Below are 252 nucleotides of genomic sequence, written 5' to 3' on the forward strand. Positions count from 1 at the left end.
CCCGCGAACAGGCAGCAGCCCTTGAGGAGACAACGGCCGCACTCGGCGAGATCACCGCCACCGTCCGCTGGTCATCGGAAAACACCAAGGAAACCCGGCAGCTTGTTCAAAGCGCCCGGGCTTCGACCGCAGCCTCGACCAAAGTTGTGGAGCAGACCGTCAGCGCGATGCAGCGCATCGAGGCGGCCTCCCGTGAGATCAGCCAGATCATCGGAGTGATTGACGAGATCGCCTTCCAGACGAACCTTCTGG

The 252-nt window shown here is 62.7% G+C and carries 1 protein-coding gene; it reads left to right on the top strand.

Annotated elements, in window-relative coordinates:
• The coding region (locus SB659_RS20150) for a methyl-accepting chemotaxis protein (protein ID WP_410551707.1) at positions 1–252 on the top strand (252 nt) is incomplete at both ends.

The sequence above is a fragment of the Arthrobacter sp. SIMBA_036 genome (assembly GCF_046535135.1).
Taxonomy (GTDB): domain Bacteria; phylum Actinomycetota; class Actinomycetes; order Actinomycetales; family Micrococcaceae; genus Arthrobacter.